This window comes from Sphingopyxis sp. YF1 (genome assembly GCF_022701295.1).
Taxonomy (GTDB): Bacteria; Pseudomonadota; Alphaproteobacteria; order Sphingomonadales; family Sphingomonadaceae; genus Sphingopyxis.
Window position 1 is genome coordinate 1758307 of sequence record NZ_CP033204.1, and the last position, 23024, is coordinate 1781330.

The 23024-nt window shown below is 68.0% G+C and carries 20 protein-coding genes and 1 pseudogene; 9 read left to right on the plus strand and 12 right to left on the minus strand.

Going from position 1 to position 23024, the window contains the following annotated elements:
• Positions 1-196: 196 nt before the first annotated feature.
• From EAO27_RS08520 to EAO27_RS08530, 3 genes are read right to left on the minus strand one after another with little or no spacing between them, the layout of a single operon-like run.
• Positions 197-1570, minus strand: a complete 1374-nt coding sequence (locus EAO27_RS08520; RefSeq protein WP_242779574.1) for a HAMP domain-containing sensor histidine kinase — start codon at positions 1568-1570, stop codon at positions 197-199.
• Entirely contained in the window at positions 1567-2469 is a 903-nt protein-coding gene (locus EAO27_RS08525; protein ID WP_242779576.1) for a hypothetical protein, read from the minus strand. The genes EAO27_RS08520 and EAO27_RS08525 overlap by 4 nt, the downstream gene beginning before the upstream one ends.
• 60 nt (positions 2470-2529) lie before the next feature.
• The gene (locus EAO27_RS08530) at positions 2530-3741 is read right to left on the minus strand and encodes a hypothetical protein (protein WP_242779578.1); all 1212 of its coding nucleotides are present in this window, start codon (positions 3739-3741) and stop codon (positions 2530-2532) included.
• 223 nt (positions 3742-3964) lie between these two features.
• Here EAO27_RS08530 and gyrA point away from each other — a divergent pair, with 223 nt between their 5' ends.
• On the plus strand, positions 3965-6709 hold the full coding sequence (gyrA, locus tag EAO27_RS08535; RefSeq protein WP_242779580.1) for a DNA gyrase subunit A: 2745 nt from the start codon (positions 3965-3967) through the stop codon (positions 6707-6709).
• Entirely contained in the window at positions 6706-7020 is a 315-nt protein-coding gene (locus EAO27_RS08540; protein WP_242779582.1) for a DUF952 domain-containing protein, read from the plus strand. Before gyrA ends, EAO27_RS08540 begins: the two co-directional genes overlap by 4 nt.
• A gap of 27 nt (positions 7021-7047) precedes the next feature.
• On the opposite strand, the gene ntrC is transcribed toward EAO27_RS08540, so the two are convergent.
• From ntrC to dusB, 3 genes are read right to left on the minus strand one after another with little or no spacing between them, the layout of a single operon-like run.
• Positions 7048-8463 (minus strand): nitrogen regulation protein NR(I), encoded by a 1416-nt coding sequence (ntrC, locus tag EAO27_RS08545; RefSeq protein WP_242779584.1) that lies wholly within the window; start codon positions 8461-8463, stop codon positions 7048-7050.
• Complete coding sequence (locus EAO27_RS08550) at positions 8460-9551, minus strand: ATP-binding protein (protein ID WP_242779586.1); 1092 nt, start codon at positions 9549-9551, stop codon at positions 8460-8462. Before EAO27_RS08550 ends, ntrC begins: the two co-directional genes overlap by 4 nt.
• Positions 9548-10546: a tRNA dihydrouridine synthase DusB gene (gene dusB / locus EAO27_RS08555; protein ID WP_242779588.1), complete on the minus strand. Its 999-nt coding sequence runs from the start codon at positions 10544-10546 to the stop codon at positions 9548-9550. The genes EAO27_RS08550 and dusB overlap by 4 nt, the downstream gene beginning before the upstream one ends.
• A 93-nt stretch (positions 10547-10639) precedes the next feature.
• On the opposite strand from dusB, the gene EAO27_RS08560 reads away from it, so the two are divergent.
• From EAO27_RS08560 to EAO27_RS08575, 4 genes and pseudogenes are all read left to right on the plus strand, one after another.
• Positions 10640-11842, plus strand: coding sequence for a bifunctional 2-C-methyl-D-erythritol 4-phosphate cytidylyltransferase/2-C-methyl-D-erythritol 2,4-cyclodiphosphate synthase (locus EAO27_RS08560; RefSeq protein WP_242779590.1), 1203 nt, complete (start codon positions 10640-10642; stop codon positions 11840-11842).
• Positions 11843-11970: 128 nt separating this feature from the next.
• A pseudogene (locus EAO27_RS08565) lies at positions 11971-12674 on the plus strand (IS5 family transposase).
• Between the two features lie 48 nt (positions 12675-12722).
• Positions 12723-13262: a hypothetical protein gene (locus EAO27_RS08570; RefSeq protein ID WP_242779592.1), complete on the plus strand. Its 540-nt coding sequence runs from the start codon at positions 12723-12725 to the stop codon at positions 13260-13262.
• Positions 13263-13315: 53 nt separating this feature from the next.
• Positions 13316-13879 carry a CinA family protein gene (locus EAO27_RS08575; protein WP_242779594.1) on the plus strand — a complete coding sequence of 188 codons (564 nt, stop codon included), beginning with the start codon at positions 13316-13318 and terminating at the stop codon, positions 13877-13879.
• A 25-nt stretch (positions 13880-13904) separates the two neighbouring features.
• Here the strand turns inward: EAO27_RS08575 and EAO27_RS08580 are convergent, their stop codons facing one another.
• From EAO27_RS08580 to pgsA, 3 genes are read right to left on the minus strand one after another with little or no spacing between them, the layout of a single operon-like run.
• Positions 13905-14360 (minus strand): molybdenum cofactor biosynthesis protein MoaE, encoded by a 456-nt coding sequence (locus EAO27_RS08580; protein ID WP_242779596.1) that lies wholly within the window; start codon positions 14358-14360, stop codon positions 13905-13907.
• Complete coding sequence (locus EAO27_RS08585) at positions 14357-14614, minus strand: MoaD/ThiS family protein (RefSeq protein WP_242779598.1); 258 nt, start codon at positions 14612-14614, stop codon at positions 14357-14359. The genes EAO27_RS08580 and EAO27_RS08585 overlap by 4 nt, the downstream gene beginning before the upstream one ends.
• Before the next feature lie 3 nt (positions 14615-14617).
• A complete protein-coding gene (gene pgsA, locus EAO27_RS08590) occupies positions 14618-15190 on the minus strand; it encodes a CDP-diacylglycerol--glycerol-3-phosphate 3-phosphatidyltransferase (RefSeq protein ID WP_242779600.1) in 573 nt (190 codons plus the stop codon).
• Positions 15191-15337: 147 nt separating this feature from the next.
• Here pgsA and EAO27_RS08595 point away from each other — a divergent pair, with 147 nt between their 5' ends.
• Entirely contained in the window at positions 15338-16609 is a 1272-nt protein-coding gene (locus tag EAO27_RS08595) for an MFS transporter (protein WP_242779602.1), read from the plus strand.
• A 77-nt stretch (positions 16610-16686) separates the two neighbouring features.
• Here the strand turns inward: EAO27_RS08595 and rpoZ are convergent, their stop codons facing one another.
• The gene (gene rpoZ, locus EAO27_RS08600; RefSeq protein WP_242779604.1) at positions 16687-17031 is read right to left on the minus strand and encodes a DNA-directed RNA polymerase subunit omega; all 345 of its coding nucleotides are present in this window, start codon (positions 17029-17031) and stop codon (positions 16687-16689) included.
• A gap of 158 nt (positions 17032-17189) precedes the next feature.
• On the opposite strand from rpoZ, the gene EAO27_RS08605 reads away from it, so the two are divergent.
• Positions 17190-18386: a phospholipase D-like domain-containing protein gene (locus EAO27_RS08605; RefSeq protein ID WP_242779606.1), complete on the plus strand. Its 1197-nt coding sequence runs from the start codon at positions 17190-17192 to the stop codon at positions 18384-18386.
• A 15-nt stretch (positions 18387-18401) separates the two neighbouring features.
• Here the strand turns inward: EAO27_RS08605 and EAO27_RS08610 are convergent, their stop codons facing one another.
• A complete protein-coding gene (locus EAO27_RS08610; protein ID WP_242780525.1) occupies positions 18402-19040 on the minus strand; it encodes a methyltransferase domain-containing protein in 639 nt (212 codons plus the stop codon).
• Positions 19041-19220: 180 nt separating this feature from the next.
• On the opposite strand from EAO27_RS08610, the gene EAO27_RS08615 reads away from it, so the two are divergent.
• The gene (locus EAO27_RS08615) at positions 19221-20540 is read left to right on the plus strand and encodes an MFS transporter (RefSeq protein WP_242779608.1); all 1320 of its coding nucleotides are present in this window, start codon (positions 19221-19223) and stop codon (positions 20538-20540) included.
• Between the two features lie 62 nt (positions 20541-20602).
• Here EAO27_RS08615 and EAO27_RS08620 read toward each other — a convergent pair whose 3' ends face one another.
• A complete protein-coding gene (locus tag EAO27_RS08620; protein ID WP_242779610.1) occupies positions 20603-22924 on the minus strand; it encodes a CDC48 family AAA ATPase in 2322 nt (773 codons plus the stop codon).
• Between the last annotated feature and the right edge of the window lie 100 nt (positions 22925-23024).

Consider the following 23024-nt stretch of genomic DNA (forward strand, 5'->3'; position numbering starts at 1 on the left):
GCAATCGACCCCGGCTTTCGCCGGGGCGCACGGCGGCTTGGATTCGGTCATTTTTCGTCGTCATCCCGGCGAAGGCCGGGATCTCACCGGTGCATCATGGCTTGCAGGGCGGGATCCCGGCCTTCGCCGGGATGACGGAGAATGGACACGGTCCACTCCCCACCCCAAAGCCGACGAGACCGGGCACCCGCGCGAGTCAATCGCGCGCCGGCAAGCTCAGCGTGAAGCGTGCGCCCTGCCCAGGTGCGCTGTCGATGGTCAGGTCGCCCTCCATCGCACGCGCCAGACGGCGGGCGATATAGAGGCCCAGCCCCGAACCGCCGCTGTCGGTGCGGCCGAGCCGTTCGAACTTCTCGAACACCACCGCCTGCTGATCGGCGGCGATCCCCTGTCCCTGGTCGGCGACGGTAACCATCGCGCGATCGCCCTGCCGGTCGAGGCGGATCCAGATCAGCGAATCGTCGGGCGAGTAACGGATCGCATTGCCGAGCAGGTTGAGCAGCACCTGCAGCACGCGGCGGAATTCGCCCGTTGCGGGCATCTTGTCGTCGACCGGCGGCGCGTCGATGCGGATGCCCTTTTCCTCGGCCTTCATGCCGAGCAGCCCCACCGCGCGCCGCGCAAGGTCGCCGAGGTCGATCTCGTCGCGCGCCGCCTTGAACCCGGGGCGTTCGATATTCTGGAGGTCGGCGAGGTCGTCGACCAGCCCGAGCAGGTGGCGCCCGGCGTGGGCGATGTCGCCGGCGTAGCGGGCATAATCGGCGCGGATCGGCCCTTCGAACTGGCCCGATATCGTCTCGGCGGTGGCGATGATCCGCGCGAGCGGCCCGCGCAGCGCGCCGTCGATGCGGCGACCGAAGGCGGGATCGGACAGCGGCAGCGACCCGAAGGCCGGGTCGGCGAGGGTCGCGGGCGCCGCGGCGGCGCGCGCTTCGACGTCGGGCAGCGCGGTGCCGCGAAAACCGGCAAAGCCGCCGGCGGCATCGAAGCGCGGCTCGCCCGCAAGGCTCATCGCCAGCGGCCCGGTGCCGCCTTCGACGCGCACCCGCTGCCCCGCGAAACGCGCCTGACGCGCCAGCGCCTTCAGCACCGCGAAACGCCCCTCGCCGTCGGGTTGCAGTTCGAACAGCTCGGACAGCGAACGCCCTTCCCAACCGGTCGGCACCGGCGCCGCCTCGCGGCCCGCGCGCAGCGCGATCAGGCGCAGCTGGACGTCGCTTTCCCAGATCCACGCCTGCGGCGACGCGACCGCGGCTTCAGTGACCGGCGGGATTTGCGGCTGGACGATCGGCTGCGTCCGCCAGTCGCTGATCTCGATCGTCGCCCCGTCGGCATCGGGGACGATCCGCACCAGCGCATGGATGTCGCTATGGTCGTCGGCGGCGATCAGCGGCCGGTTGATCTCGCGCTGAAGCCGCTGCGACAGCGCGACCAGTCGCGCCAGATTGGGCAGCGCGAGCGGCTTGCCCGCCGCCGACCCCGCGCGCCGCTGCAGCCGGATCAGCGGCGCGTCACCGCTGACCAGCAGCCCGGCCCGGTCGATCCGGCCGCGGACGATCCGTTCGCTCATCGCGGTCCGCCTTCGGCGCTCGCAACCGCGCGATTGGCAAGCATCGCAAGCGATCCTTCGAGCGGCGCCAGCGCGCCGTGGTCGCGCAGGATCGGCGCGAGCAGCGGTGCAAGCTGCGCCGGCTCGGCGGTGAGCAGCGCAAGCGCCATGGCATCGTAGCGATAGCGGTGCACCGTCGCGACGAGCGCGATCAGCGCGGTCCAGTCGTGGCGCACGATCGCGTCGCCGGCGGCGCCCGCCAGCGCGTCGGCATCGGCGAATGCGGCATGATAGGCCGCCGCCGCGCGGTCGATCCCGCGATCGGGCGCATGCGCCGCCAACGCCGCGCGCACCGCCTCGCCAAGCCGCGCGGCTTCGGCCCCGTCGGTGCCCGCGCGCAGCAGCCGCCATGCCGCCACGTCGAGCAACAGCGTGCGGAGCAGCTCGGGTTCGAGATCGTCGATCGCGATGCATGGATGCCCGAGCGCGTCGAACCGGCGGCGATCGGCGATCTGGAGGTCAAGGTAGGCGCGCGCGGCATCCGAGAGCGGGGCCGCGGCAACCGGCGGCGCGACGTCGGCCCCGGTAACATCCTCGGCAGGCGGCGGCGCGTCGCCGCCCGGCTGTTCGCGCCAACGATGCTCCTCGCCGCGCGCGAAGCAGAGCCCAGCCAACTGCGCGGCGGCGGGCACGCCCGCTTCGCTCCAGTCGTGCCACAGCGCGGCCGAATCGGCGGTGCAGCCCAGCCGGTCGGCAACATCGGCGACCAGTCGCCGCGCGATCCCCAACGCCAGCGCACGCTGCTCGTCGGACAATCGTGGTGCGCCCGGCGCCCCCAGATATTCCGCCGTTTCCGCAAGGCACGCCGACAGCGCCGGGTTCACCGACGCCAGCTGCGAAAAGAGAGAAGGCTGCACCATGTCAGCGCGCGATAGCAGTTTGGCGTTAATGCGCTCTAAACCTTGAACGTCTTTGTTTTGTCATGCCTCGGGGCGGTGTGCGAGGCGCAGCCAGAGCAGTATCTGGAACAGGCCGAGCAGCGGCAGGATCGCAAACATCAGCGGGGCAAGCCCGAACAGCAGCGCCGGTGCCAGCATGATCCACGCCTGATCGGCGTCGGGGAGCAGCCAGTGAAAGCGCCGCCGTTCGCCTGAATCCTCGTACAGCCAGCGCGCGAGCAGGATCGTCGCCGCCAGGCACGGCGCCAGCGCGGCTTCCGCAAAGGGCGGCATGTCGTGTCCCTCGCCGCCCAGCGCGACGAGCCAGGGAAAGGCGCCGAGCAGCAGCCAGGCAAAGGTGCGGATGACGGCGCGCACGCGGTCCTGCGCCGCGCTTTCGGCGCGAAAGGCGGACAGGAAGCGCATCGCGGCGAGCCCCAGCCCGCCGAAGACCGCGAGCAGCGCTCCGGCGGCGGCAAGCCCGCTTGCCGCGAGCAGCGCGACGCCGACCCACAGCAGGCCGGTGACATAGGGCAGATAGCGCGCGGTCGCGGGTGACCTGACGAGCAGTGGTCCCGCGAGCCGCACCAGCGGCATCATGATCGCCGACCGCCCCAGCCCCATGCCGCCATATTCGGTGCGTTGCAGGCTCGACTGCTCGATCAGCGCCGCGGTCGGCCGGTCGGCGACGATCGCGATCTCGCCCTGTTCGAACAGCGCCGGCTCGCAATAGAGGCGCCGCGCCTCGGCCTGCACCGCCATGCGCAGCAGCGTCAGGATCATGTCCCATTCGCCCGGCATGCTGGCGAGTTCGCGGACCATATGGTCCGAAATGCTGGCGAGCCCGCCCCAGCGCCGCGTCGCGTCGATCCGCTCGAATCCCTGCGTCAGCACCGTGTCGCCGGTGACGAGGATCGCAGGCGAACCCGGTTTGGCGATCGCCGCATAGTGCGTCCCGCCCGCGCGCAGCCCGTCGGCGACGAGGATGATCCGGTCGTCGCCGGCGACCAGCGCGACGAGGTCGGCGGCGGCGCGCACCGGGGTCACTTTCATCCCGCGGCGGCGGATGCGATCGAGCGTGGTCAACAGGTCGGCGGGTACCGCGCCCACCGCGACGGCGACATGCGTCACCCCGACGTCGGCCAGCCGGCTCGCCTGCCGCTCGATCAAGGTCTCGCCGGCCACCGTGACGAGCGCGCGCAGCCCGCCGTCGGGCAGCGTTTCGCTGGCGCCGATCAGCGCGATCAGGGCCATCGGCCGGGGGCGAGCTGCATCATGGTCACCGCGCGACCTTTACGGGCGGTCGGGCGATTGGCAAGCCCCCGTCGCGGCGGCCCCGCGATGTCGCCGACGGGCGCCCGGCGGCCCGATTTCCGCGATGAAAAAATCCCCCCGAAACCTGCCGAATCGCTGGCCTTTCCGCCCCCCTTGGGCTAGGCCCGAAGCATCTTCCGAAACGCAGGAAAAAGGCCGGGTCTTGACCGAAGAAAATACGCCTATGGAACCGCCGAGTGACGGCATTTCGTCGATCAACATCGTCGACGAGATGAAGACTTCCTATCTCGATTACGCGATGAGCGTGATCGTCAGCCGCGCGCTGCCCGACGTGCGCGACGGCCTGAAGCCGGTGCACCGGCGCATTCTCTATTCGGCTTATGAAAGCGGCTATGTCGCCAGCAAGCCCTACCGCAAGTCGGCGCGCATCGTCGGCGACGTCATGGGTAAATATCACCCGCACGGCGACAGCTCGATCTACGACGCCCTTGCGCGCATGACGCAGGACTGGTCGATGAGCGTCCCGCTCATCGACGGCCAGGGCAATTTCGGGTCGATGGATCCCGATCCGCCGGCGGCGATGCGCTACACCGAATCGCGCCTCGCCAAGGTTGCGATCACCCTGCTCGACGACCTCGACAAGGACACGGTCGACTTCCAGCCCAACTACGACGGCTCCGAAAGCGAGCCGACGGTGCTGCCGGCGCGCTACCCCAACCTGCTCGTCAACGGCGCGGGCGGCATCGCGGTCGGCATGGCGACCAACATCCCGCCGCACAATCTGGGCGAGGTGATCACCGCGACGCTTGCGACGATGGCCAATCCCGCGATCACGCTCGAAGAGCTGATGGGCATCGTCCCCGGCCCCGATTTCCCGACCGGCGCGATGATCCTTGGCCAGGGCGGCGCGCGCAACGCCTATGCCACCGGCCGCGGTTCGATCATGATGCGGTCGACGCACACGATCGAGGAAGGCCGCGGCGACCGCCGTTCGATCGTGCTCACCTCGATCCCCTTCCAGGTCGGCAAGTCGGGCCTCGTCGAAAAGATCGCCGAAGCCGCGCGCGACAAGCGCATCGAGGGCGTCGCCGACATCCGCGACGAATCGAACCGCGAGGGCGTGCGCGTCGTGATCGACCTCAAGCGCGATGCGACCCCCGACGTCGTGCTCAACCAGCTCTGGCGCCACACCCCGGCGCAGTCGAGCTTCCCCGCCAACATGCTTGCGATCCGCGGCGGCCGCCCCGAAATGATGGGGCTGAAGACGATCCTCGAGGCGTTCATCACCTTCCGCGAGGATGTGATCACCCGCCGCTGCAAATACGAACTCGCCAAGGCACGCGACCGCGCGCACATCTTGCTCGGGCTCGTCGTCGCGGTGAGCAACCTCGACGAGGTTGTGCGGATCATCCGCGGCTCGTCGAGCCCCGCGATGGCGCGCGAGGCGCTGCTCGTGCGCGAATGGCCGATCGGCGAGATCGCGCCCTACATCCGCCTCGTCGAGGCGATCGAGGGCGAGGCCGAGAACGCGACCACCTATCGCCTGTCCGAAATCCAGGTGAAGGCGATCCTCGACCTCCGCCTGCATCGCCTGACCGCGCTTGGTCGCGATGAAATCGGAAACGAACTCAAGGAACTGGCGAGTGAGATTGAGGAGCTGCTTTCGATCCTCGCCGACCGCGACAAGCTCTATGCGGTGATGCGCGAAGAGCTTGAAGCGGTGCGCGACGAATTCGCCAAGCCGCGCCGCACCCTCGTCGCCCCCGCCGCCGACGGCATCGACGACGAGGATCTGATCGAGCGCGAGGAGATGGTCGTCACCGTCACCCTCGACGGCTATATCAAGCGCACCCCGCTCGAGACCTTCCGCGCCCAGCGCCGCGGCGGCAAGGGCCGCGCCGGCATGGCGACGAAGGACGAGGATGTCGTCACCAACCTGTTCGTCACCTCGACGCACACGCCGGTGCTCTTCTTCTCGACCGCGGGCAAGGTGTACCGCATGAAGGTGTGGCGCCTGCCCGAGGGTGGACCCGCGACGCGCGGCCGTCCGATGATCAACCTGCTGCCGCTCGCCACCGGCGAGACCATCTCGACCGTGCTCCCGCTTCCCGAGAACGAGGACGAATGGGGCAAATTGCACGTGATGTTTGCAACCGCCAAGGGCAGCGTGCGTCGTAACAGCATGGACGCCTTCACCAATGTGCCCTCGAACGGCAAGATCGCCATGAAATTCGAAGGCGAGGACGAGGACGACCGGCTGATCGGCGTCGCGCTGCTCGACGAAAGCGACGACGTTCTCCTCGCGACGCGCCAGGGCAAGGCGATCCGCTTCCCCGGCGAGGATGTCCGCGAGTTCCAGAGCCGCAACTCGACCGGCGTTCGCGGTATGCGGCTCGGTGCCGGCGACGAGGTCATCTCGCTGTCGATCCTGCACAAGGCGGGCATTCGCGATCAGGAAGAGCGCGAGGATTATCTGCGCCACGCCCCGTGGAAGGCCGAAAAGGACAGCGACCCGCAAATGGAGGCCGCACGCTTCGACGAGCTCAGGACGAAGGAACAGTTCATCCTCACCGTCTGCGCCAACGGCTATGGCAAGCTGTCGTCGGCCTATGAATATCGCCGTACGGGCCGCGGCGGCCAGGGGATCACCAACATCGACAATATCGGCCGCAACGGGCCGGTCGTGGCGAGCTTCCCCGCAACGCAGGCGCACCAGCTGATGCTCGTCACCGATCAGGCGAAGCTTATCCGCATGGGGCTCGACAGCCTGCGCGTGATCGGCCGCGGATCGGCGGGCGTGCGCCTGTTCGACGTCGCCAAGGACGAACATGTCGTCTCGGCGGCGCTGATCGAGGAAGGCGAGGAAGACGCCGCCGACGATGGCGACGCAACAACCGCGACTGCGACCGACGAGGTGCCGGCGGCAAGCGGGGCGCCGTCGGAATGAGCGCATCGACGGCCTTCAAGGTGCTGACCCAGCAGCAGTGGGCCGATTTCGAGCGCGAACGCGTGTTCCGCGGCGCACCGGTGGATATCGCCGACGGCTATATCCACCTGTCGACCGCGGAGCAGCTCGAAGGCACGATCGCCAAATATTTCGCGGGCCAGAGCGGCCTGATGATCGCCGAGGTGGACCTGCTCCAGCTCGGCGACGCGATCCGCTGGGAAGCGGCGCGCGGCGGCGACCTGTTCCCGCACATCTACGCCGAGCTGCCGATCCACGCGGTGGTCAGCCTGCAAAGGCGCGATACCGTCTGATCCGGGTTTCGAAACCGCCCGCCCCGCTCACACCCGCGCGGGGTCAATATCCAGCTGTCCCAACCGCTTGCGGAGCGTGTTGCGGTTGATGCCGAGCCGGCGCGCTGCTTCGAGCTGGTTGCCGCGCACGTCGCGCAGCACGCGGCGGAGCAGCGCCGCCTCGACGATCGCCTGCAGCCGCTCGTGGATCGTGCCGTCATGGTCGCTTGCGAGTTCCTCGCGCGCCCAGTCGTCGATCGCGCGCGCGATCGCGTCCTCGGGCGCGACGATCGACACCGCCCCCGCGCTTTCGTGCAGCACCGCCTCGACGTCGCGCACCGCGACGGTGGTGTCGCGCGAGAGCACCGCGAGACGCTGGACGACGTTCCCGAGTTCGCGGACGTTGCCGGGCCAGTCATAGCGTTCGAGCATCTGCATCGCCGCGGGGGCGAACTGGCGGTCGGGAAGCCCCGACACGCGCCCCGAATCGACGAAATGCCGCACCAGCGCCGCGATGTCGCTGCGCCGGTCGCGCAGCGGCGGCAGCGTCACCGGGATGACGTTGAGCCGGTAGAAAAGGTCCTCGCGGAAACGCCCGTCGGCGACGAGGCCGCGGATGTCGCGGTGCGTCGCGGCGACGACGCGGACGTCGGCGCGCAGCGCCTGGCTGCCGCCGACGGTCGAATATTCGTTGCTCTGGAGCACGCGCAGCAGCCGCGTCTGCGCCTCGAGCGGCATGTCGCCGATCTCGTCGAGGAAAAGCGTGCCGCCTGCGGCCTGCTCGAAACGCCCCGCGCTGCGGCTGTGCGCGCCGGTGAAGGCGCCCTTTTCGTGCCCGAACAACTCGGCCTCGATCAGCTCGCGCGGGATCGCCGCCATGTTGATCGCAACGAACGGCCCGCCGCGGCGGAGCCCGGTCGCGTGGATCGCGCGCGCGACGACTTCTTTGCCGGTGCCCGATTCGCCGAGGATCAGCACCGCGAGGTCGTTCGAGGCGAGCCGCGCGATCGTGCGGTACACCGCCTGCATCGCCGGCGCGCGCCCGACGAGCCCGTGGCTGTCGGCGGCGGCGCTGTCGGGCGCGGCGGCGGGTTCGGCGCGACGCCGCCCCAGCGCGGCGCGCACGCTGGCGATCAGATCCTCGAGGTCGAAGGGTTTGGGCAGATAATCATAGCTGCCGATCCCGGTTGCGCGCACCGCGGTGTCGAGCGTGTTCTGCGCCGACAGCACGATCACCGGCACCTGCGGATCGACCCCCGCGCCGGGGAGCGAGTCGATGCCGTCGCCGTCGGGCAGCACGACGTCGGTGATGATCAGGTCGGGGCTGTGCGCGGCGAGCCACGCGTTGCGTTCGGCGACGCTGGCCACCGAGGCGAAGACGCCGCACTCCTCGGCGAGCGTTTCGCGGATGATCAGTGCGATCGTCGGGTCGTCCTCGACGAGCAGGATCGTCTTGCCGTTCATGCCGCCCCTCCCGATCCGGCGGCGGGAAAATGCAGGCGGAATCGCGTCCAGTCGCCATCGCGCATGTGCTGGACGGTGCCGCCCATGTCGCGCGCGAGCTTGGCGACCAGCGCGAGCCCGAGCCCCCTGCCCTCGCGCTTGGTCGTGACGAAGGGGGTGAACAGGTCGCCGCGGATTTCAGCGGGAACGCCGGGGCCATTGTCGCTGACGCTGACTTCGATCGGCAGCGCGATCCGCCCGCGCCCGTCGCCATTGTCGATCGACAGCCCGTGGCGATAGGCGGTGGCGATCCGCACCACCCCGTCGTCGCGCGCGCCGAGCACCTCGGACGCGTTGGTGAGCAAATTCTGCAATATCTGCACCATGGCGTCATGGTTGCCGAGCACGAGCGGCAGCGACGGGTCGAAATCCTCGGCAAAACGGATACCGGGCAACTGGCGCGCGCGCACCGCCTCCATCGCCTGGTGGATCGGCTGGTAGAGGTTGAGCGGCTCGCACGCGATCGGCTGACCGCGCGAAAAATGTTCCATCTGGTCGATCAGCGTCGCGATCCGGTCGACCTCGGACACGATCAGCGTCGTGAAGCGCGCCTTGCCCGCGTCGGCGCCGCGCGCCAGCAGTTGTGCCGCGCCGCGGATACCCGCGAGCGGATTCTTGATCTCGTGCGCAAGCATCGACGCGGCAGCGCCCGCCGCGCGCCCCGAACGGCCGATCGCGCCCCCCATCAGCTCGGCCTCGCGCTGCGAGGGCACCAGCGCGAGGATGCGGTGGCCGTTCTGGCCATAGGGCACCATCTGCATGTCGACCGCGACCGTCTTGCGACCGCCGATCGTGATGTCGGCGCCGTGCGCGAAGAGCGCCGAATAGGCGGGATCGCTCATCCGCTGGCGGTAATTGCGGTCCATGCCGATCACGTCATAGACGACCTGCCCGACCATCGCCGCGCGCCCGGTATTGCAGAGCTGCTCCGCCGCCGCGTTGACGAAGAGGATCACACCGTTGCGGTCGATGAGCAGGGTTGCGACGGGATGCGACTGGATCAGCTCGTCATGGTCGAACGTCGGGATGCTCGACGTCCGCGCGCTCACGCAGCGGCCTTGCTCAGATGCGGTCCGTAAAAGGCTTCGAGCGCGTCGAGCACGCCCTTGCTGTCGGGGATCTGGTTGACCTTGTTGCGGAACTCGGCCGAGCCGTGCAGCCCCTTGACGTACCAGCCGAGGTGCTTGCGCGCCATATTGACCCCGGTCATTTCACCATAATGATCGAGCATCGCACGATAATGCGTTGTGATAATTTCATATTGTTCGTCGAGGCCGGGGTCGGGCCGTTCGGCCTCGCCGCGCAGCGCCGCCATCACCTGACCGAGCAGCCAGGGACGGCCATAGGCGCCGCGCCCGATCATGACGCCATCGGCGCCGCTCTGCGCCAGCGCGGTGCGCGCGTCGTCGGGCGAACAAATGTCGCCGTTGGCGATCACCGGGATCGACACCGCATCCTTGACGCGGCGGATGAAGCTCCAGTCCGCGGTGCCGCGGTACATCTGGTTGCGCGTGCGGCCGTGGACGGTGACGAGCTTCGCGCCCAGATCCTCGGCGATATGCGCCAGTTCGGGGGCGTTCAGGCTGTCATGACACCAGCCCATGCGCATCTTGACCGTCACCGGCACCGACACCGCCTCGACGCACGCCCGGATCAGCTCGGACGCGAGCTTGAGGTCGCGCATCAGCGCCGACCCGGCGTCGCCGTTGGTGACCTTGCGCACCGGACAGCCCATGTTGATGTCGATGATCGCCGCGCCGCGATCTTCGTTGAGCTTCGCGGCCTCGCCCATCTCGTCCGGCGTGCAACCGACGAGCTGCATCGACACCGGCTCCTCGACCGGGTGCCACGCGGCCTTCTGGACCGACTGGCGCGTCTCGCGGATCGCGGCCTGGCTCGCGATCATCTCGGTGACGTTGAGCCCCGAGCCATAGCGCCGCACGAGCGTGCGGAAGGGCATGTCGGTGACGCCCGTCATCGGCGCGAGGATCACCGGATCCGCGATGCTGATGGGGCCGATCTGGATGGGGCGCAGCGCCGCCATGGAGAGACTTTCGTGGAAACTGCCTAAAATTTGTGCACGCCCCTACACGCTAAGCGGCTTTCCCGCAAGTCGCGGCTGGGCTAACCGGCGCGCATGACCACCGAGTCCGTGCCTTCTTTCCCGCCCCGCCCCGCCCCGCGCGTCGTCGTGATCCTGCTTGCCGGCGGCCGCGGCCTGCGCGCCGGGTTCGATCGCCCGAAGCAGCTTGCGATGCTGGGGGGCAAGCCCGTGCTGCGCTGGAGCCTCGATGCGCTCGCGGACCATGACGCCGTGTCGGGAGGCGTGCTGGTGGGCGATCATGACGTCATGGCGGACGCAGCGCCGCTTCCACACGGCTGGATTTCCGCCGATCCCGGCGCCGAACGCCAGGATTCGGTGGCGAACGCGCTGGCCGTGCTCGGCGACCGGGACGACGACGACATCGTTCTCGTTCATGACGCCGCGCGCCCCGGCGTCACCGGCGCGGTGGTGGACCGGCTGCTCGCGGCGCTGGCGAACGGCGCCGAAGCCGCGATCCCCACGTTGCCCGTGCCCGATACGCTGGTCGAACAGGCCGACGGCCAGGCGGGCGATACGGTCGACCGCGCGGCGCTCGCCCGCGTCCAGACCCCGCAGGCCTTCCGCCTCGGCACGCTGCGCCGTGCGCACGCCGGCGCCGACAGCGCGGCGGCAACCGACGATGCACAGCTCGTCCGGCGGCTTGGCGTCGCGGTTGCGGCGGTCGACGGCGACGCCCGCCTCCATAAACTGACATATGCCGAGGATAAGGTGATCCTGTCGGGGCTGATCGGAGGGACGGCGATGATGCGGACCGCGGTGGGCATGGGTTATGACGTGCATCGGCTGGTGCCCGACAAGCCGCTGTGGATCGGCGGCATAGAAATCCCGCATAGTCATGGGCTTGAAGGGCATAGTGATGCCGACGTCGCGCTTCATGCGTTGACCGACGCGCTGCTCGGCGCGCTCGGCGACGGCGACATCGGCGACCATTTTCCGCCGAGCGATCCGCAATGGCGCGGCGCCGCGTCGCACCGTTTCCTCGCCTTTGCCGGCGACCGCGTCGCCGCGCACGGCGGGCGCATCACGCATCTCGACCTGACGATCATCGCCGAAGCGCCGAAAATCGGCCCGCACCGGGCAACGATCCGCGATCGCATCGCCGACATTCTCGCGATTTCGAGCGGGCGGGTGAGCGTCAAGGCGACGACCACCGAGCGGCTGGGCTTCACCGGCCGCCGCGAGGGCATCGCCGCGCAGGCGGTTGCGACACTGTCGCTTCCCGACGACAGGCCCTAGGCTGTATCGACATTCAGGGATTCCCAAGAGCGTTGGTGTCTGATTCATGAGTTTCCGCAGATTGCGGAGGTATCATGGGTATCAAGCGGTACGAGTTGAGCGAGGCGCAGTGGGTTCGGATCGCGCCGATGCTGCCCGGCAAGGCATCTGATCCTGGCCGCACAGCATTGGATAACCGCCTGTTTGTGAACGGTGTTTTGTGGGTTTTGCGGTCGGGTGCGCGCTGGTCGGACCTGCCGGAGCGCTATGGCAAGTACAAGACTGTTCACAAGCGCTTCACCCGCTGGGCCGCTGCCGGGGTGTGGGAAGGCATCTTCACCTCGCTCGCCCGCGATCGGGACAATGAGTATCTGATGATCGACAGCTCGATCGTGCGCGCCCATGCCCAAGCGGCGACGGGTCAAAAAGGGGGCTCGGCGACCAGGCTCTGGGGCGCTCCCGAGGAGGACTGACCTCCAAATGGCATATCGCGGTCGATACCTTCGGACGACCGGTGCGCTTCATCCTGACCGGCGGCCATGTCAGCGATGCCAAGCTCGCGATCCCGTTGCTGACCGGTCTCGACGCTCGCCATGTCCTCGCCGACAAGGCTTATGACAGCCACGCCATCCTCGACCATGTCGAAACCAGCCGCGCTCGGCCCGTCATCCCCCAGCGCGTCTGCATGCCACGCCGACGCGATTTCGACCCTGCCATCTACAGGCTTCGCAACCGGATCGAGCGCACCATCGGCAAGCTCAAACAGCTACGCCGCGTCGCCACGCGATACGACCGCCTCCCACACAACTACCTCGCAACTCTATACCTCGCCGCCATCGCCTTCTGGTGCTGAATGTCGATTCAACCTAAGGTCGGCAAAGCGAAGGACAAAGGGGAGCATATGAAGCGCATCGTTTTGGGCGTCGCGGCCGCGGCGGCGACGCTGGCGGGGCCGGCGGCACAGGCGGCAACGAAAACCTGTCTCACGCCGGCCGAAATGAACGGCCTCGTCACCTATTTCCTGCCGCAAGTCATCGACGGGGTGGTCGAAACCTGTAGCCCGCACCTGCCCGAGGACAGCTATTTGCGGACCGGACTGACCGTGCGCGCCGACGAACTGCGGGGCCGCGCCGATGCGGTCTGGCCGCTGGCCCGAGCGGGCTTCATCAAGATCGGAAGCGGCAAGAATCCGGGGGATGCGGCCGCAATGCTCGCCCTGTCCGACGATGAGCTGCGCGAAAAGATCGACGTCGGTTTCGTCGAAACGCTCGGCATCGACCTCAAACCCGGCGGCTGCGCCGACGTCAACGACATCAGCGAGACGCTGGCATCGCTGAGCGCCGCCCAGATGGTCGAGTTCGTCGCGGTGACATTTGCCGCAGTATCGCGTGGCGACAAGCGCATGGCGAGCTGCCCGCGCGCCCAAGACAATGCCGGCTAGGCGGATATCGCCCCGAACCGCCCGGCCAGACGGGAGCTGCAAAGGTTTTTTCCATGACTGATACATCGGCCATCCCCAGCAGCCGCGAGACGGCCCGCAACGCGCTCGCCGAGGCCGTGCTCGCCGGCAACCGCGCGGCGGGCCGCAAGGTGACCGCCGCCGAAAGCTGCACCGGCGGCATGGTGTGCGCGGCGCTCACCGACATCGCGGGCAGCTCGGACGTCGTCACCGGCGGCTTCGTGACCTATTCGGCCGACGCCAAAAAGCGCCAGCTCGACGTCAGCGGCGAGATTCTCGAGACTTTCGGCGAGGTATCGCTCGCGACCGCGTGGGCGATGGTGACGGGGGCGCTGGCGAACAGCGACGCCGACGTCGCCGTCGCGATCACCGGGATCGCCGGTCCGGGTGGCGGATCGGAGAAAAAGCCGGTCGGGCTCGTCGTCTTCGCGCGTGGCCTGCGCGGGCAGGACCCCGACGATTATTTCACCCAGCGCATCCAGTTCGAGGGCGGCGACCGCGCGTCGATCCGTCACGCCGCGACGATGTTCGCGCTCGACCTGCTGCGGCCCGAACGCGACGAACTGCGCCCGTCGGAAGACATCGCGCTGCCGGCCTGAAGGAGTGCGCCAGGCCGTCCGCACGTCAGATACTGGCCGACTCGTCCCACCGTTCGGCACGCGCCTGATCGCTGCCGCGCTGCTCGACCCAGACCGCGCGTCCGTCGCCGAACGTCTCGCGCTTCCACAGCATCACGTCGGTCTTGAGCCGGTCGATCAGAAATTCGACCGCCGCCAGCGCTTCGGCGCGGTGCGGACTGCTCGCGAGCACCAGCACGATCGTCTCGCCCGGCGTCATGCCGCCGACGCGGTGGATCAACGTAAGCGCGGCAAGCTCCCACCGCGCCGCCGCCTCGGCCGCCAGCGCGGCGAGCCCGCTTTCGGTGAGCACCGGATGATGTTCGAGGAACAGCTCGCGCAGCCCGCCATCGCCGCGCACCCGGCCCACGAAACTTGCGCTCGCACCATGCCCGCCGGCGTCGTGGGCAGCCAGTTCGGCGGCGACGTCGATCGCTTCGGACTGGACGAGGACGCGAATCATCCGCCGGTGACCGGCGGGAAGAGCGCGACCTCGCCGTCGCGCGGGAGCGTGGCGTCCGGCGCCGCCATTCCCCCGCTCACCGCGGCGCGGATACGCGCGGGCTCGGCGAAGGCGCGCGCTCCCGCTTCGTCGCGCGCCGCGAGCCAGGCGATCAGCTCCGCCACCGTGGCGACCGTGTCGGGCGGTGTCACGGCCTCCCCGGCGATCCCCATCCGCTCGCGCACCCAGGAAAAATAGCTGAGCGTCAGCGCCATGGCTCAATCCATATGCTTGAGGCCGACGCGCAGATAGTCCCAGCCGGTGACCAGCGTCAGCGCCGCCGCGCCCCACAGCGTGACCAACCCGACGGTCTTGATCCACTCGATCGCGGGCAGCGCCCCCGCGAGGATCAGCGCGCCGAACGACACGAGCTGGAAGGTCGTCTTCCACTTGGCGAGCTGCGTCACGGGCATCGACACCTGCAAGGTCGCGAGGAATTCGCGCAGCCCCGACACGATGATCTCGCGCAGCAGGATCATCAGCGCCGCGATGACGTGATAGCCGTCGATGTCGCGCGTGAAAACGAGCAGCAGGATCACCGCGGCGATCATGATCTTGTCGGCGATCGGATCGAGGAAGGCGCCAAGCCGCGACACGATTCCGCGCGAGCGCGCAACATAACCGTCAAAATAATCGGTAATGCCCATCAGGCAGTAGAGGCCGAAGGCGAGCGCATAGTCGATCGCCAGCGGCTGGTGCGCGCCGATGCGGATGCCCGGCCACAACAGGAAGAGCAGGATGGGAACCGCAAGGATCCGCGACAAGGTCAAGAGATTGGGAAGGCTGAGCATGACCCCTGATTCCCGCCGCACCGGCGCCTGTGTTGCAAAATGGGCTTTGACCCCACCTCCCCTAGCCGATAAGCCCGCCGCGCGACAACCGTCTTGCCCTGCCGGGCGGCGCGCGTCGGACAGTCGGACCACCAGAATGGGCTTTGCATGACCGGTTCCTTTGCGCTGATGAAGCAACGCCGGTTTCTGCCTCTGTTCGCCACCCAGTTTCTCAACGCCTTCAACGACAATTTCTACAAGATGGCGATGGTGATCCTCGTCACCTTCACCATCTACAAGGACCCCGAGACCGAGGCGTGGTTCAACGCGCTGGCGGGCGGGCTCTTCATCCTGCCCTTCTTCCTCTTTTCGGCACTCGCGGGGCAGCTTGCCGACAGCACCGACAAGACGCGGATGATCCGCCTGATCAAGACCGCCGAAATCTTCATCATGATCGTCGGCGCGGTCGGCATCTGGCTGCATCTCGTGCCGCTGATGCTGCTCGCGCTGTTCGCAATGGGGATGCACTCGACCTTCTTCGGGCCGATCAAATATGCGATCCTGCCGCAGCATCTGGAGGAAGACGAGGTGCTCGCGGGCACCGGCTGGGTCGAGGCGGGCACCTATATCGCGATCCTCGGCGGGACGATCGTCGGCGGGCTGACCCCGCCGCACGTCGCGATCCCGGGGATCATCGTCGTCGCCGTGATCGGGCGGCTGACCGCGACCTTCGTCCCCTCTGCGCCGCCCGAAAAGGAAGCCGAAGGGCTGGTCATCGACCACAATGTCTTCCGCTCGTCGTACCGTCTGGTCAATTCGACAATGCACATCCCGCGGCTGTTCCTCGCGATCGTCTCGATCAGCTTCTTCTGGGCGATCGGCGCGATCCTCGCGGCGCAATTCCCGCCGCTGGTCAAGAATGCACTCGGCGCCGACAACACCGTCGCGACCATGTTCACCGCGATCTTCTCGGTCGGGGTCGCGATCGGCTCGATCGTCGTCAACCGCCTGCTCAAGGGGCATGTCTCGGCGCGCTATTCGCCGGGCTCGGTGATCGTGATGGGGCTGTTCGTGCTCGACCTGTGGTGGAATGTGAAGGGCTGGAGCCACCATGGCACGACGCTGATGGACTGGCGCGCCTTCCTCGCGCTGACCGCGGGCGACCGGATCATCCTCGACCTGCTCGGCATCGCGATCGCCGGGGGCATGTTCGTCGTTCCGCTCTACGCCTTCCTCACCACCACCGTCGCCAAGTCGCAGACCGCGCGCACGATCGCCGCGAACAATATCGTCAATTCGGGCTTCATGGTTGCCGCAACCCTGCTGCTCAGCGTGCTGATCGGCCTCGGGCTGACGATCGACGACACGCTGCTGATGGTCGCCGTCATGTGCGTCGTGTCGGCGCTGCTCGCCTGGCGTCTGCACAAGGCCTGCGACTAGGCGCGTTCCTCGCTTCTCCCGCCAAACAAAAAGGGCCGCGGTTTCCCGCAGCCCTTTTCGATCGATGGCGGTGCGTCTTATTCGAAGTCGCTGCCGCCGCCCGCGGGGCTGCGCGGCGGCGCAGCGGCGGTGAGGCGAAGCGCTTCGGCCGAGCGCGCGATCGAGCTGATTTCGTCGGGCGTGTCGTCATCATCGACGACGACCTTTTGCAGCGAACCGACGAGCGTTTCCTGGAGGTCCTTGGGACGAATCGTCTGTTCGGCGATCTCGCGCAGCGCGACGACGGGGTTCTTGTCGCGATCGCGGTCGACGGTCAGTTCCGAACCGCCCGAGATTTCGCGCGCACGATGCGCCGAAAGCAGGACCAGATCGAAGCGGTTGGAAACCTTGTCGACGCAATCTTCGACGGTAACGCGGGCCATGATAATTCCTTAGGTATAGGAGAGGCCAGCCCGGACGGCTGGCGGCAAGCGCTGCGCGCTAGCAGGCAGGCCCGCCGATGTCAACGAAACCGCGGCCGCTGCCGGCCTCGCGGTCCCTGCTCTTGCCCCGCTCGCGGCGCTGCGCCTATGACGGACGCATGAACGCCGAACCCGCGCCCGTCCGCGAAGCCGAGAGTTTTAGGGCGGACGTCGCCGGACACCGGATCGAGGTGATCGTCGACGGCGACGACCGCCTCGCCAGCCTGCTCGCGCTGCTCGCGGGCGCGATCCGCAGCATCGACATGGTGATGTACATCTTCAAGGCCGACGCCGCCGGCTCGCGCATCCTCGACGCGATGGTCGCCGCGGCGCGGCGCGGCGTGCGCGTGCGCGCGGTGATCGACAGCTTCGGATCGGCCGACACCGCCGACAGCGTCTTTACTCCGCTGCGCGCGGCGGGCGGCAGCGTCATTTTCTTCTCGCGGCACTGGCGGTCGAGCTACCTGATCCGCAACCACCAGAAACTGCTGCTGATCGACGATCATGTCGCGGTAACCGGCGGTTTCAACATCGCCGAGCCCTATCTCGCGACCGGCCATGGCACCTGCTGGTTCGATCTCGGCATCGTCGTGCGCGGTCCGTCGGTCGCGCGCATGGCCGAATGGTTCGAGGCGATCCACGACTATACCGTGAACGACGATGGCAAGCTCCTGATGCTGCGCCGCCTGATCCGCGAATGGCCGGTCGACGCGGGGCCGGTAAGCTGGCTCGTCGGCGGGCCGACCCAGCGGCTGTCGCCCTGGGCACGTGCGGTGCGCAGCGACCTCAGGACCGCAAGCCGGCTCGACATGGCGATGGCCTATTTCTCGCCCGGACAGGGCATGCTGCGCCGCCTCGGCCGCGTCGCGTCGCACGGCCGCGCGCGCTTCGTGATGGCCGCCAAGTCCGACAATGCCGCGACGATCGGCGCCTCGCGCCTGCTGTTCGGCTATTTGCTGCGCAAGCAGGCGACGATCTGGGAATATCAGCCGTGCCGCCTGCACATGAAGCTGATCGTCATCGACGACACCGTCTATGTCGGCACCGCCAATTTCGACATGCGCAGCCTGTTCATGAATGTCGAGGTGATGCTGCGCGTAACCGATCCGGACTTTGCCCGGCAGATGCGAAGCTTCATCGACGGGCTCGAGCCCGATTGCGAGGTCATCACCCCGGCGGTGCACAAGGCGCGCGGCACCTGGCTGACGCGGCTGCGCTGGACGCTCGCGTGGTTCGTCGTCGGGGTCGCCGACTATACCGTGTCGCGGCGGCTCAATTTCGGGCTCGGCGAAATCGATCCCGAGACCGAAGTCTGAACCCGACGGCCGCGCTCAGTCCTTCCATCCCCAGAACAGGAAGCAGGGCGGGACATTGACCCATTCGAACGCATTGTCGATGCGCTTGAAATGCGCGGCGAGGAAATCGCGCGCGCGGGCGCGGAACTGATAGACGAGGAAAGCGCCGCCGGGGCGCAGCACGCGGTGCGTCGCCGCGGCGATAGCCGGGCCGACTCCCGCAGGCAGGGTCGAGAACGGCAGGCCCGACAGCACATAATCGGCGTGCTCGAACCCGTGAGCACGAACGATCTCCTCGACGTCGGCCGCCGATCCATGCACCGCGATGAAGCGGCTGTCGCGGATGTCCGCCCGCAGATACTCGATGAAATCCTCGTTGGTGTCGATCGCGATCAGGGTTGCATCGCCCGCCATCTTCTCGAGCACCGGGCGACAGAAGGTGCCGACGCCGGGGCCATATTCGACGAACAGCTTGGTGTTCTTCCAGTCGACGGGCTTCAGCATGTGGCGGATCAGCGTCGGCGACGACGGCACGATCGAACCGACCATCACCGGATGCTTGATAAAGCCCTTCACGAACATGCCCCACGGTCCGAAGAAACGCTTCGCACGATCGCGGATCCGGCGGGATAGCGCGATCTTCTGTTCTTGGGCCTGCGCCCGGGGATTGGACATGATGGCTTTCGCGTTGTTGCGGATGGCCAAGGCGTGGCAAAAACAGCGCGCCTGCGCAAGAAAAGATGTCGCTTGACAAGGACGTGCACGCCCGCGTGCTGGACAGGTGGGACAGCCTGTGTAGGAGATTGCCGACGCATCGATCCGCACGAGCGGACGCAACCGGACGGGGGGAGCACATTGTCGACGATCAGCCGCTCGATACCCGCCGACCGTATGGCGGTGCTCTTCGCGGTGATGCTCGTCGCCGCGGCGGGCAACACCGCGATGCAGTCGATCCTGCCCGCGCTCGGCGCCAAACTGCACATCCCCGACGTCTGGGTCAGCCTCGCCTTCAGCTGGTCGGCGCTGCTCTGGGTGCTCACCGCCCCGCATTGGGCGCGCCAGTCGGACAAGCGCGGGCGCAAGGCGCTGATGGCGCTCGGCGTCATCGGTTTCCTGTCGTCGATGGCGCTGTGCGGTCTCGTGCTCTGGTCGGGACTCGAAGGCTGGCTCGCCGCCGGAACGACCTTCATCCTCTTCGCGCTGTTCCGCAGCCTTTATGGCGGGCTCGGTTCGGCGGCGCCGCCCGCGGTGCAGGCCTATGTCGCGGCGCGCACCGATCCCGAAGAGCGGACGCAGGCGCTGTCGCTCGTCTCCTCCTCCTTCGGGCTCGGCACGGTGATCGGTCCCGCGATCGCGCCCTTCTTCATCCTGCCGGTCTTCGGCCTGTCGGGGCCGCTCCTCGTCTTTGCGCTGATCGGCGTTGCGGTGCTCATCGCGCTGCGCTGGCGGCTGCCCGACGATGTGCCGCGCTTTGCCGCGCGCGGCGCGATCGTCTCCTACCCGACCACCGGGGGGTCGCCGCAGGCGGCGGCCGACGACGCCGACGACGAGGTCGTCGACCAGTCCGCCGCGGCTTCGCCGCCGCTGCGCTGGACCGATGCGCGCGTCCGCCCATGGCTGCTCGCCGGACTGTTCGGCGGACAGGCGCAGGCGATGATGCTCGGCGTCATCGGCTTCCTGATCCTCGATCGCCTGCATCTCCGCCTTCGTCCCGACGAAGGCGCGGCGATCACGGGCATCGTCCTGATGTCGGGCGCGGTCGCGACGCTGCTCGCGCAATGGGGGCTGATCCCGCTGCTGAAACTGTCGGCGCGCAACGCCGTGCTCGCGGGCGCGGCGCTCGGCGCCGCGGGACTGGTGATGACCGGCCTGTCGTTCGACCTCCACGGCATCGTGATCGGCTTTGCCACCGCCTCGCTCGGCTTCGGCCTGTTCCGCCCCGGCTTCACCGCCGGCGCCTCGCTCGCCGTGCCGCGCCGCGACCAGGGCAGCGTCGCGGGTATGACCGCCTCGATCAACGGCTCGGCCTATATCGTCTCGCCGGCGGTGGGCGTGCTTCTCTACAATTGGCACGCGATGGTCGCTTACGCGCTGATGGCGGGTTTTTGCGTCTGGCTCGTGCTCTGGGGCTGGAAGGCGCTGCGCCCGCCCCCGCCGGCGACAAAACAGCCATAGCTCTGGGTCTGTCGAGGGGCCCATCCGGGACACCCTCTTCCACAGACCCAGAGATTCTCCGGCTAGTCTCTTGGTTCCTCGTGCTTTCTTTCGCGCGACGGCTTGAGCATGCCCGGCGCGAAGAAGCCGATCGGGTCGACGCTCATCGCGGCCTGCTTGATCTCGCCCTGGATCTTTTCATAATCCTTCTCCATCGCCTCGGTCACCGAGGCACGGGTGTCCTTGAGCGAAGCTTCGAAGTCGGCCATCGTCACCGTTTCGCTGTCCATCGATCGCTTGAGCGCGGCGAGCCCCGCCCGGCGCGTCAGATCCTCTAGGTCGGCGCCGGTGAAGCGCGCGGTCTTCTCGGCCAGCGCCAGCAGGTCGACGTCGTCCGCCAGCGGCATCTTGCCGGTCTGGATTTCGAGGATGCGCTTCCGCCCCTCGGCATTGGGCACCGACACATAGATGAGCTCGTCGAGCCGTCCCGGGCGCAGCAGCGCAGGATCGATCAGGTTCGGGCGATTGGTCGCGCCGATCACGACGACCGACTGCATCTCCTCGATCCCGTCCATCTCGGCGAGGATCGTGTTGACCACACGCTCGGTCACCTGCGGCTCGCCCGACGAACCACTGCCGCGCGCGGGCACCAGGCTGTCGAGCTCGTCGATGAAGATGATCGTCGGCGCCACCGCGCGCGCGCGCTGGAACAGCCGCGCGATCTGCTGCTCGCTCTCGCCATACCATTTGGAGAGCAGGTCCGACGATTTGATCGAGATGAAGTTCGCGTCGGACTCGCGCGCCGCGGCCTTTGCGAGCAGCGTCTTGCCCGTCCCCGGCGGGCCATAGAGCAGGAAACCCTTGGCCGGGCGAATGCCGAGCCGCCGGAACGCCTCGGGGTGCTTCAGCGGCAGCTCGATCCCTTCGATCAGCTTGTCGCGCGCGGCATCGAGCCCGCCGATGTCGCTCCAGCGCGTCGTCGGCGCCTGCACCATCACTTCGCGCATCGCCGACGGCTGGACGCGCTTCAGCGCATTGGTGAAATCGTCGCGGGTAACGCGCAGTTCCTCCAGCACCTCGGGCGGGATCGTTCCTTCCTCGAGGTTGAGCTTGGGCATGATCCGCCGCACCGCCTCGATCGCCGCTTCGCGCGTCAGCGCCGCCATGTCGGCGCCGACAAAACCAAAGGTCGTGCGCGCGAGTTCGTCGAGGTCGACATCCTCGCCCAGCGGCATGCCGCGCGTATGGATGCCCAGTATCTCGCGGCGTCCCTTCTCGTCGGGAACGCCGATCACGATCTCGCGGTCGAAACGGCCCGGGCGCCGCAGCGCCTCGTCGATCGCATCGGGGCGGTTGGTCGCGGCGATCACCACCAGATTGGTGCGCGGCTCGAGCCCGTCCATCAGCGTCAAGAGCTGCGCGACAAGGCGTTTTTCGGCCTCGCCGGTCACCTGCCCGCGCTTCGGCGCGATCGAATCGATCTCGTCGATGAACAGGATCGACGGCGCGGCCTTCGCCGCCTGCTCGAACACATCGCGCAGGCGTTTTTCGGACTCGCCATAGGCGGACCCCATGATCTCGGGCCCGTTGATCAGGAAGAATTGCGCCTCGCTCTCGTTCGCGACCGCGCGCGCCAGCCGCGTCTTGCCCGTTCCCGGCGGGCCGTGCAGCAGCACCCCGCGCGGCGGATCGACGCCCAGACGGCGGAACAGCTCGGGGTAGCGCAGCGGCAGCTCGACCATCTCGCGCAGCTGGTCGATCGTCTCGCCCAGCCCGCCGAGGTCGTCATAGGTCACGTCGGTGCGCCGCGCATCCTGCGGCTCCTGATATTCGGGGAGCAGCTCGACCTCGGTATTCTCGTCGATGAAGACGACGCCCTTGGGGCTCGCCGACACGACGAGCAGGCGCACCTCGGCGAGTGCATAGGCGGGCGCGTTGAGCATCTGGCGCAGTTGCGGCGGCATGTCGCCCGCCGACACGCGCTGCTGCCCCGCCGTCGCGACGGTATCGCCGGCGACCAGCGGACGGCCGAAGAAGCTGCGCTTGAGCGCATTGGCCGATCCCTGGAGGCGCAGATTCTCCTGCGCGGGGGCAAAGACGACGCGCGTCGCGGGGCGCGTCTCGACGCGGCTCAGCGCGACCATGTCGCCCGCGCCCGCGCCGGCATTGGCGCGCTGCAGGCCGTCGAGGCGGATCACGTCGAGCCCTTCATCCTCGGCATAGGGAGCGACGACGCGCGACGCGGTGTCGCGCTTGCCGCTGATCTGGACGACGTCGCCCTCGGCGAGTCCCAGCTCGGCCATCGCCGATCGCGGAATGCGTGCGATACCCCCGCCGCTTTCCTCGGCGCGGGCGTTCGCAACCTGCAGTTTGACCTGTTTTTCTTTCACCGTCGCATCGGCCAAGGCGTGTCTCCCGCAAAATGGTCACTATGCGGAAGATAGGATGACGGTTCCCGATTTGCACCCCCGCACGCGCGCCGCACTCATGACGCACTGCACAAAT

Bases quoted from the DNA above. Each gene is read 5' to 3' on its own strand.
- pgsA (WP_242779600.1), bottom strand. From the start codon at position 15,190: ATGCTCAGCCTTCCCAATCTCTTGACCTTGTCGCGGATCCTTGCGGTT.
- EAO27_RS08595 (WP_242779602.1), top strand. From the start codon at position 15,338: ATGACCGGTTCCTTTGCGCTGATGAAGCAACGCCGGTTTCTGCCTCTG.
- rpoZ (WP_242779604.1), bottom strand. From the start codon at position 17,031: ATGGCCCGCGTTACCGTCGAAGATTGCGTCGACAAGGTTTCCAACCGC.
- ntrC (WP_242779584.1), bottom strand. From the start codon at position 8,463: ATGAACGGCAAGACGATCCTGCTCGTCGAGGACGACCCGACGATCGCA.
- dusB (WP_242779588.1), bottom strand. From the start codon at position 10,546: ATGGCGGCGCTGCGCCCCATCCAGATCGGCCCCATCAGCATCGCGGAT.
- EAO27_RS08570 (WP_242779592.1), top strand. From the start codon at position 12,723: ATGAAGCGCATCGTTTTGGGCGTCGCGGCCGCGGCGGCGACGCTGGCG.
- EAO27_RS08530 (WP_242779578.1), bottom strand. From the start codon at position 3,741: ATGGCCCTGATCGCGCTGATCGGCGCCAGCGAAACGCTGCCCGACGGC.
- EAO27_RS08525 (WP_242779576.1), bottom strand. From the start codon at position 2,469: ATGGTGCAGCCTTCTCTCTTTTCGCAGCTGGCGTCGGTGAACCCGGCG.
- EAO27_RS08585 (WP_242779598.1), bottom strand. From the start codon at position 14,614: ATGGCGCTGACGCTCAGCTATTTTTCCTGGGTGCGCGAGCGGATGGGG.
- EAO27_RS08580 (WP_242779596.1), bottom strand. From the start codon at position 14,360: ATGATTCGCGTCCTCGTCCAGTCCGAAGCGATCGACGTCGCCGCCGAA.
- EAO27_RS08540 (WP_242779582.1), top strand. From the start codon at position 6,706: ATGAGCGCATCGACGGCCTTCAAGGTGCTGACCCAGCAGCAGTGGGCC.
- EAO27_RS08605 (WP_242779606.1), top strand. From the start codon at position 17,190: ATGAACGCCGAACCCGCGCCCGTCCGCGAAGCCGAGAGTTTTAGGGCG.
- EAO27_RS08610 (WP_242780525.1), bottom strand. From the start codon at position 19,040: ATGTCCAATCCCCGGGCGCAGGCCCAAGAACAGAAGATCGCGCTATCC.
- EAO27_RS08575 (WP_242779594.1), top strand. From the start codon at position 13,316: ATGACTGATACATCGGCCATCCCCAGCAGCCGCGAGACGGCCCGCAAC.
- EAO27_RS08560 (WP_242779590.1), top strand. From the start codon at position 10,640: ATGACCACCGAGTCCGTGCCTTCTTTCCCGCCCCGCCCCGCCCCGCGC.
- EAO27_RS08520 (WP_242779574.1), bottom strand. From the start codon at position 1,570: ATGAGCGAACGGATCGTCCGCGGCCGGATCGACCGGGCCGGGCTGCTG.